The sequence below is a fragment of the Brevundimonas sp. UBA2416 genome, assembly GCF_002343105.1.
In the GTDB taxonomy this organism is placed as follows: Bacteria; Pseudomonadota; Alphaproteobacteria; order Caulobacterales; family Caulobacteraceae; genus Brevundimonas.
In genome coordinates, this window is the sequence record NZ_DDRM01000005.1 from 1 (window position 1) to 7,807 (window position 7,807).

Sequence of the window (7,807 nt, forward strand, 5' to 3'; positions counted from 1 at the left end):
GCCCGTGTTCGTGGGCGATCCGGTCCACACCAAGATGATCTCGGACATGCTGCTGGAAGAGCACGGCGTCTATGTCCAGCCGATCAACTATCCGACCGTGCCCAAGGGCACCGAGCGACTGCGCTTCACGCCGTCGCCGAACCACACCGACGCCATGATGGACGACCTCGTCAGGGCGATGGACCGGCTGTGGACCCACTGCAACGTGGCGCGCCTCCCTGCCGTCGCCTGAGCCAGACATCGGCGAGGTCATCGTCGAACTGACCCGCAACGGGGCCTATCTGAAATGCTCCGCCGTGCACGTCGCCACGGGCGTCGAGGCCTCGGCGATCGGACCGGTGACGGAGCGGACGGGTCTCGAGCGGATCGCCATCGCCAAGCTGAAGCGGGCGCTGGCGTCGCGCTGACCCACCAGATGTTGTGGTCGGTCGGTCGGCGGCGTAGAGGAGTCGCCTGTTTCGGCGCAACTCTAGTATCGGGGCTCCTTCGTGACCGCCTTCACCCACGACGCCTATTTCTCGAAGAGCCTCGCCGAGGCTGATCCCGATATCCACCGCGGGATCCAGGGCGAACTGGGCCGGCAGAAGGAACAGATCGAACTGATCGCCTCCGAAAACATCGTCTCGAAGGCGGTGCTTGAAGCGCAGGGGTCGGTCCTCACCAACAAATACGCCGAGGGCTATCCCGGCCGCCGCTACTACGGCGGCTGCGAATATGTCGACGTCACCGAGAACCTCGCCCGTGAGCGCGCCAAGGCGCTGTTCGGCTGCGCCTTCGCCAACGTCCAGCCGCACTCGGGCGCCCAGGCCAACCAGGCGGTGTTCCAGGCCCTGCTGACGCCCGGCGATACCTTCCTGGGCATGGATCTGGCGGCCGGCGGCCACCTGACCCACGGCTCGCCCGCCAACCAGTCGGGCAAGTGGTTCCGGCCGGTGACCTATACGGTTCGCGAGAGCGACTGCCTGATTGACTACGAAAACGTCGCCGAAATGGCCGAGCGCGAGAAGCCGAAGCTGATCATCGCCGGCGCCAGCGCCTACAGCCGTCACATCGACTTCAAACGCTTCCGCGAGATCGCCGACAGCGTCGGGGCGTATCTGATGGTCGACATGGCCCACTATGCGGGCCTGATCGCCGGCGGCGTCTATCCCGACCCGCTGCCGCACGCCCACGTCGTCACCACCACGACGCACAAGACCCTTCGCGGGCCGCGCGGCGGCATGGTGCTGTCGAACGACGTCGAACTGGGCAAGAAGATCAACTCGGCGGTTTTCCCCGGCCTGCAGGGCGGACCGCTGGAGCATGTCATCGCCGCCAAGGCCGTGGCCTTCGGCGAGGCGCTCAAGCCCGAGTTCAAACTCTATGCGAAACAGGTCGTGCTCAATGCGCAGGCCCTGGCCGCCGTTCTGGTCGAGCGCGGCGCGGCGATCGTCTCGGGCGGCACCGACAGCCATCTGATGCTGGTCGATCTGCGGCCCAAGGGCGTGACCGGCAAGGCCACCGAGGCGGCGCTCGAACACGCCCTGATGACCTGCAACAAGAACGGCGTGCCGTTCGACACCGCCCCGTTCACCATCACCTCGGGCGTTCGCCTGGGCACGCCTGCGGGCACGACGCGCGGCTTCGGCGTCGGCGAGTTCCAGCAGGTCGGCCACTGGATCGCCGATGTGATCGACTCGATGAAGGGCACGGACGAGGCGGACGCCGGCGTGTCGCAACGTGTCGCCGGCGAGGTGCGCGAGCTCACGCGCCGCTTCCCGATCTACGGATAGACCCGCGATGAAATGCCCCTTCTGCGGCCATCAGGACACCCAGGTGAAGGACAGTCGCCCGTCGGATGACGGCGCCGCCATCCGCCGCCGTCGGTCCTGCCCGCAGTGCAGCGGGCGGTTCACCACCTTCGAGCGGGTTCAGCTGCGCGAGCTGATGATCCTGAAGCGCAACGGCCGCCGCGCGCCGTTCGACCGCGACAAGCTGGAGCGGTCGCTCAACGTCGCCCTGCGCAAACGTCCGGTGCAGGCCGAACAGATCGAACAGCTGGTCAGCCGCATCACCCGCCAGCTGGAAAGCCTGGGCGAAACCGAGATCCCGTCCTCGACGGTCGGCGACTTCATCATGAAGGCGCTCAAGTCGGTCGATGAGGTCGCCTACGTCCGCTACGCCTCGGTCTACAAGGACTTCCGCCACACTGGCGACTTCGCCAAATTTCTCGGCGACGAAGGGCTGGACGACGAGTCCGGCCGGAGCTGATGCGACCACAGGTCACCCTGAAACTGGCCACCTCCCTCGACGGCCGGATTGCGACGGCGTCCGGCGAGTCGAAATGGATCACCGGCGAGGCGGCGCGGCTGGAAGGCCACCGCCTGCGCGCGGCGCATGACGCCATTCTGGTCGGCGTCGAGACGGTGCTCGCCGACGATCCCGAACTGACGGCCCGCCTTCCGGGGCGGCCGGTAGATCAGCCGCTGCGGGTCGTGCTCGACAGCCGCCTGCGCACGCCGACCACGGCGAAGCTGGCGAGCGGCGGAGACAGCCTGATCCTGACCGTCGCCGAGCCCGCGCAGATCGGCGGCGCAGTCGTCGAAAAGGTCAAGGCTGAGGACGGCCGCCCGGGCGTGGCCGCCTGCCTGTCCGCGCTCAATCGCCGGGGTGTCGCTTCTGTGCTGATCGAGGGTGGTGGACAGGTTGCGGCCAGCTTCCTTCGCGCCGGACTTGTCGACCGGCTGGAGTGGTTCCGCGCACCGATCCTGCTGGGTGGGGAGGGGCGGCCCTGTGTGGCGGCGCTGGCCCTTGCGAAGCTGGCTGACGCTCCCAGGTTCCGGCGCCTTGCGGTCGAGCCTTGCGGTGACGACCTGTGGGAGCGCTACGAGAGGCTCTGATGTTCACAGGCATTGTCACAGACATCGGCCGGGTCCGTTCGGTCCGGCAGACCGAGCGCGATCGCCGCTATGAGATCGAGACTGCCTGGGACACCGCCGGCATCGACCTCGGCGCCTCGATCAGCCATGCGGGCTGCTGCCTGACGGTCACCGAGAAGGGGCGCGGCTGGTTCGCGGTCGAGGTCTCGGGAGAAACCTTGTCAAAGACCACGCTCGGGAACTGGCGCGAGGGCGATCCAATCAACCTGGAGCGGGCCGCCAAACTGGGCGACGAACTCGGCGGCCATATCGTCTCGGGCCATGTGGATGGACTGGGCCGGGTCGTCTCGGTGACGCCCGAGGGCGGTTCGCACCGGATCGACATCGAGGCGCCGGCGCCGCTGCATCGCTATATCGCCGCCAAGGGCTCGATCACGGTCGATGGGGTTTCGCTGACGGTGAACGCCGTCGAGGGTCGAACTTTCGGCCTGAACATCATTCCCCACACCTGGGAAGCGACCACTCTGGGCGGGCTGAAGGCCGGCGACGTGGTCAATCTCGAGATCGACATGCTGGCGCGATACCTCGCGCGGTGGCAGGAGACGGCGTGATGCAACTGGCCGCGAACATGAACGACAGCCCGATCAGCCCCATCGAGGACATCCTCGAGGACGCCCGCAACGGCAAGCCCTACATCCTCGTCGATGCCGAGGACCGTGAGAACGAGGGCGACATCATCATCCCGGCCCAGTTCGCCACGCCGGACCAGATCAATTTCATGGCTCGCCACGCCCGCGGCCTGATCTGCCTTGCGATTACGGCGGAACGCGCACGCCAGTTGCGGCTGCCGCCCATGGCCGCCGAAAACCGGACCAGCATGGGTACGGCCTTTACCGTCTCGATCGAGGCGCGCGATGGTGTGACCACCGGCATCAGCGCCGCCGACCGCGCCCGCACCGTCCAGGTGGCGTCCGATCCGACCAAGGGCGCCGATGACATCGTCTCGCCGGGCCATGTTTTCCCGCTGGTCGCTCGCGACGGCGGGGTGCTGGTCCGCACCGGTCACACCGAGGCGGCGGTCGATATCAGCCGCATGGCGGGACTGACGCCCGCCGGCGTTATCTGCGAGATCATGAACGACGACGGCTCGATGGCGCGGATGCCCGATCTGGTCGCCTTCGCCCAGCTGCACGGCCTCAAGATCGGCACCATCGCCGATCTGATCGCCTATCGCCGCCGCACCGAACGCTATGTCGAGCGGGTCATGGACACGCCGTTCGAGAGCATCCACGGCGGGCCGTTCCGCCTCATGCTGTACCGGAACACCATCGAGGGCGCCGAGCACATCGCCCTGGTGAAGGGCAAGATCGAGCCCGGAAAGCCGACCCTCGTGCGGATGCACCAGGTCGATTTCGCCGCCGACATTCTCGGCCATGTCGAGGCGCGCCAGAACTATGTGCCCCGGGCCCTCGAGGCGATCAGCGCCCATGACGGCGCGGGCGTAACCGTGTTTCTGCGCGACCCCGACCTGCACGGTCTCGCCGAACGGTTGGCCGGGGTGGAAAAGCCCGCTGCCGTTGACCGCTCAATCCGCAACTACGGGGTCGGCGCCCAGATCCTGCTGGATCTCGGGGTCCGCGACATGATCGTGATGAGCTCGACCCGCCCCAACCCCGCCGCGCTTGAGGGCTATGGCTTGCGCATCGTCGGCTGGCGCGACATGGACGGAGAAGACCAATCCTGAACGATCCCACCCGCGTCCTCATCGTCGAGGCCCGGTTCTACGACGATCTGGCCGATGCGCTGCTGGAAGGGGCGAAGGACGCCCTGCGTGCGCAGAATGTGCAGTTCGACGTGGTCTCCGTACCCGGCGCCCTGGAGGTTCCCACGGCGATCGCCCTGGCCGTCGAGGCCGGCCGCTATCCGACCGCCCCGCGCTATGACGGCTTCGTCGCGCTCGGCTGCGTGATCCGTGGCGAGACCTATCATTTCGAGATCGTCTCGGATCAGTCGGCGGCCGGCATCCGCAACCTGGGCCTCAACGGCGTGGTCATCGGCAACGGCATCCTGACCACCGAGGACGAGGCCCAGGCCTGGGCCCGGGCCCGGATCAGCGAGGGCGACAAGGGCGGCGGCGCGGCGCGCGCCTGCATGGACCTCATTGCCTTGCGCAAGCGGCTGCGCGTAGGACTGGGCGCGTGACCGAACCCGCCAGCCTCAAGTCCGTGCTCGAGCAACTCGCCGAGGCCGAAAAGCAGCGCGCCGAGCCGCAGCTGACCAGCCGCCAGCGGCGCGCCCGCACTGTCGCGCGCCTCGCCGCCGTCCAGGCGCTTTATCAGATGGAACTGGCCGGGGAGGGCGTGGAAACGGTCATCACCGAGTTCTCGAACCACCGCTTCGATGCCGATATGGAAGGCGAGCCGCTGGCTGAGGCGGACGAGGCGTATTTCGCCGAGATCGTGCGCGGCGTAGTCGGGGGCCAACGCGACATCGACACGGCGGTGAAGGCGCGGCTGGCCTCGAACTGGCGGCTGGAGCGGCTGGATTCCACCCTGCGGGCCCTGTTGCGCGCCGGCGCATGGGAACTGCGGGACCGTCAGGACGTGCCGCGCGAGATCGTGATTGATGAATATGTCGAACTGGCCAAGGCCTTCTTCGACGACGCCGAGGCGAAATTCGTCAATGCGGCGCTGGACGGCGTCGCCCGAGACGTCCGACCGAAGGGCTAGTCGCGCCGATGCCCGCGGTCGACGTCGCCGGCGAGTTCGAGACCATCCGGCGGCTGTTCGCGCCGCTGGCCCATCCGGAATGGGGCCGGGGGCTGACGGATGACGTCGCCGTGGTGCCCTCGCGGCCCGGCCACGATCTGGTCCTGACCAAGGACGCGATCGTCGAGGGGGTTCATTTCCTGCCCACCGACCCACTCGACACCGTGGCGAAGAAGCTGATGCGGGTGAACCTGTCGGACCTGGCCGCCAAGGGCGCCGAACCGTTCGGCTACATGCTGGCCTGCCACTGGTCGCCGCGCTGTGGCTGGCCCGAGCGGATGACGTTCTGCGACGGGCTGCGCGTCGACCAGAAGGCGTTCGGCGTCGCGCTGCTGGGCGGGGACACGGTCGCCACTCCGGGCCCTGCCAGCTTCTCCATGACCCTGCTGGGCTGGACCCCGAAAGGTCGAACCGTCGGCCGGGCCGGGGCCCGGGTCGGTGATCTGGTGTTTGTGACCGGCGCCATCGGCGATGGCTGGCTGGGCCTGGAGGCGGTGCAGGACAGGCTGTCGCTGGACCCCGAACGGGTCGCGGCCTTGTCCGACCACTTTCGCACGCCCATGCCCCGCACGGAATTCGCCCTGCCGGTCCGTGAGTTCGCCAGCGCCGCCATCGACGTCTCCGACGGTCTGATCGCCGACCTGGGCCATCTGGCGGAAGCCGGTGGGGTGGGCATCGAGATCGACCTCGAGACCGTGCCCCTGTCGGCCGCCGGCCAGGCCTGGTTCGACGGCCGCGTCGATGAACAGGCGGCGCTTGAGAAGCTGGTCACCGGCGGCGACGACTATGAGATCGCCTTCACCGCTTCCGCCCGCGACGAGACCGCCCTGCGCAAGGAGGCGGAGCGGCGGCATCTGCGCCTGACCCGGATCGGGCGGGTGGCGGCGGGGCAGGGTGTCGTGGCCCGGTTCGGCGGTCAGACGGTCACATTCGACCGTTCCGGCTTCACGCACAGCTGACAACGATTTCTCAAGGCGTGGGCGTCACTGTGTCGCCATGCGCCGTCGTGACCTTATCGCCGCCACCGCCGCCCTGTCCGCCATCGCCCCCGCGGCGCTGGCCGAAGATGCGCCGTCGGGCGGGCAGAGCCTGAGTATGCCGGGGGTCGGCCTGCCGATCATCGCGGGGGGGCGACTGCGCAACTACGTCTTCGTCTCGCTTCGTCTGCATCTGGGCGGTTCAGCGACGCCGGAGACGATGCGCGCGAAGGAGGCCTTTCTGCGCGACGCCCTGGTTCGCGCCGCTCATCGGACGCCCTTCGTGGTGGCGGATGACTGGACCCGAATCGACGGGGCGGCCGTGTCCGCCAGCCTGATGCGGTCTGCGGCGACAATCGCCGGACGCGGCTCCGTCACACGCGTCGAGATCGTCAGTCAGGCCCCGCGCCGTCGGACCGGCGTCCAGACCGGCTGATCAATATCGCCTGTTGCGTCGCCTGTCGGTATTTGGCACGTTTCCGCCGCAATTCCCCAAGGACGCAACCTGCGTCCGGTGCGCACGGGGGGACCGGAAGGCGGAAAGAGGCGGATAACGCCCACCGCGCCAAGGGACCGGGCGTCTGAAGATCACAGGACTTGGAAACGTCATGAGCAACTATCTGTGGCTGGTCATCGCCGCAGGCGCGCTGGGGGTCCTCTATGGACTGGTCCAGACCGCCTCGCTGATGAAGGCCAGTACCGGCAACGACAAGATGCGCGAGATCGCCGCGGCGATCCAGGAGGGCGCCTCGGCCTATCTGAAGCGGCAGTACACGACCATCGCCATGGTTGGCGTGGTCATCCTCGTCGCCGCCTATTTCCTGATCGGCGAGTGGGCCGCCATCGGCTTCGTCATCGGCGCGGTCCTGTCGGGCCTGGCCGGTTTCGCCGGCATGCTGATCTCGGTGCGGGCCAACGTCCGCACGGCGCAGGCCGCGTCGGAGAGCCTCGGCAAGGGGCTTGACCTGGCGTTCCGCTCGGGCGCCATCACCGGCATGTTCGTGGCGGGCGGCGCCCTTCTGGGTGTGGCCGGCTACTACGCCATCCTGACCGCCGGCATGGGCTTCGAGCCCACCAGCCGTGAGGTCATCGACGGCCTCGTGGCCCTGGGCTTCGGCGCCTCGCTGATCTCCATTTTCGCCCGTCTGGGCGGCGGCATCTTCACCAAGGGCGCCGACGTGGGCGCCGACCTGGTGGGCAAGGT

The 7,807-nt window shown here is 68.1% G+C and carries 12 protein-coding genes; all 12 read left to right on the plus strand.

Annotation, left to right across the window (positions count from 1 at the left end):
- On the plus strand, nucleotides 1-232 hold a 232-nt coding region (locus tag B3E43_RS00970; protein ID WP_292026025.1), incomplete at its 5' end, for an aminotransferase class I/II-fold pyridoxal phosphate-dependent enzyme.
- Between the two features lie 19 nt (nucleotides 233-251).
- Nucleotides 252-407, plus strand: a complete 156-nt coding sequence (locus B3E43_RS16155) for a DUF6898 family protein (protein ID WP_414631330.1) — start codon at nucleotides 252-254, stop codon at nucleotides 405-407.
- An 81-nt stretch (nucleotides 408-488) separates the two neighbouring features.
- Entirely contained in the window at nucleotides 489-1,772 is a 1,284-nt protein-coding gene (gene glyA / locus B3E43_RS00975; RefSeq protein ID WP_292026026.1) for a serine hydroxymethyltransferase, read from the plus strand.
- A gap of 7 nt (nucleotides 1,773-1,779) precedes the next feature.
- The gene (gene nrdR, locus B3E43_RS00980) at nucleotides 1,780-2,250 is read left to right on the plus strand and encodes a transcriptional regulator NrdR (RefSeq protein ID WP_292026027.1); all 471 of its coding nucleotides are present in this window, start codon (nucleotides 1,780-1,782) and stop codon (nucleotides 2,248-2,250) included.
- A complete protein-coding gene (locus B3E43_RS00985; RefSeq protein ID WP_292026028.1) occupies nucleotides 2,250-2,879 on the plus strand; it encodes a RibD family protein in 630 nt (209 codons plus the stop codon). The genes nrdR and B3E43_RS00985 overlap by 1 nt, the downstream gene beginning before the upstream one ends.
- The gene (locus B3E43_RS00990) at nucleotides 2,879-3,469 is read left to right on the plus strand and encodes a riboflavin synthase (protein ID WP_292026029.1); all 591 of its coding nucleotides are present in this window, start codon (nucleotides 2,879-2,881) and stop codon (nucleotides 3,467-3,469) included. The genes B3E43_RS00985 and B3E43_RS00990 overlap by 1 nt, the downstream gene beginning before the upstream one ends.
- Nucleotides 3,469-4,602 carry a 3,4-dihydroxy-2-butanone-4-phosphate synthase gene (gene ribB, locus B3E43_RS00995; RefSeq protein WP_292026030.1) on the plus strand — a complete coding sequence of 378 codons (1,134 nt, stop codon included), beginning with the start codon at nucleotides 3,469-3,471 and terminating at the stop codon, nucleotides 4,600-4,602. Before B3E43_RS00990 ends, ribB begins: the two co-directional genes overlap by 1 nt.
- Entirely contained in the window at nucleotides 4,599-5,060 is a 462-nt protein-coding gene (gene ribH, locus B3E43_RS01000) for a 6,7-dimethyl-8-ribityllumazine synthase (RefSeq protein WP_292026053.1), read from the plus strand. Before ribB ends, ribH begins: the two co-directional genes overlap by 4 nt.
- The gene (gene nusB / locus B3E43_RS01005) at nucleotides 5,057-5,587 is read left to right on the plus strand and encodes a transcription antitermination factor NusB (protein WP_292026031.1); all 531 of its coding nucleotides are present in this window, start codon (nucleotides 5,057-5,059) and stop codon (nucleotides 5,585-5,587) included. The genes ribH and nusB overlap by 4 nt, the downstream gene beginning before the upstream one ends.
- Nucleotides 5,588-5,595: 8 nt before the next feature.
- Entirely contained in the window at nucleotides 5,596-6,585 is a 990-nt protein-coding gene (gene thiL / locus B3E43_RS01010) for a thiamine-phosphate kinase (protein WP_292026032.1), read from the plus strand.
- Nucleotides 6,586-6,622: 37 nt separating this feature from the next.
- On the plus strand, nucleotides 6,623-7,039 hold the full coding sequence (locus tag B3E43_RS01015; RefSeq protein ID WP_292026033.1) for a hypothetical protein: 417 nt from the start codon (nucleotides 6,623-6,625) through the stop codon (nucleotides 7,037-7,039).
- Between the two features lie 172 nt (nucleotides 7,040-7,211).
- A partial coding sequence (locus B3E43_RS01020; RefSeq protein ID WP_292026034.1) for a sodium/proton-translocating pyrophosphatase occupies nucleotides 7,212-7,807 on the plus strand: 596 nt, incomplete at its 3' end.

Excerpts from the sequence above, each read along its gene's own strand:
- nrdR (WP_292026027.1), top strand. The coding sequence starts at position 1,780 with ATGAAATGCCCCTTCTGCGGCCATCAGGACACCCAGGTGAAGGACAGT.
- B3E43_RS00985 (WP_292026028.1), top strand. The coding sequence starts at position 2,250 with ATGCGACCACAGGTCACCCTGAAACTGGCCACCTCCCTCGACGGCCGG.
- B3E43_RS00990 (WP_292026029.1), top strand. The coding sequence starts at position 2,879 with ATGTTCACAGGCATTGTCACAGACATCGGCCGGGTCCGTTCGGTCCGG.
- ribB (WP_292026030.1), top strand. The coding sequence starts at position 3,469 with ATGCAACTGGCCGCGAACATGAACGACAGCCCGATCAGCCCCATCGAG.
- thiL (WP_292026032.1), top strand. The coding sequence starts at position 5,596 with ATGCCCGCGGTCGACGTCGCCGGCGAGTTCGAGACCATCCGGCGGCTG.
- B3E43_RS01015 (WP_292026033.1), top strand. The coding sequence starts at position 6,623 with ATGCGCCGTCGTGACCTTATCGCCGCCACCGCCGCCCTGTCCGCCATC.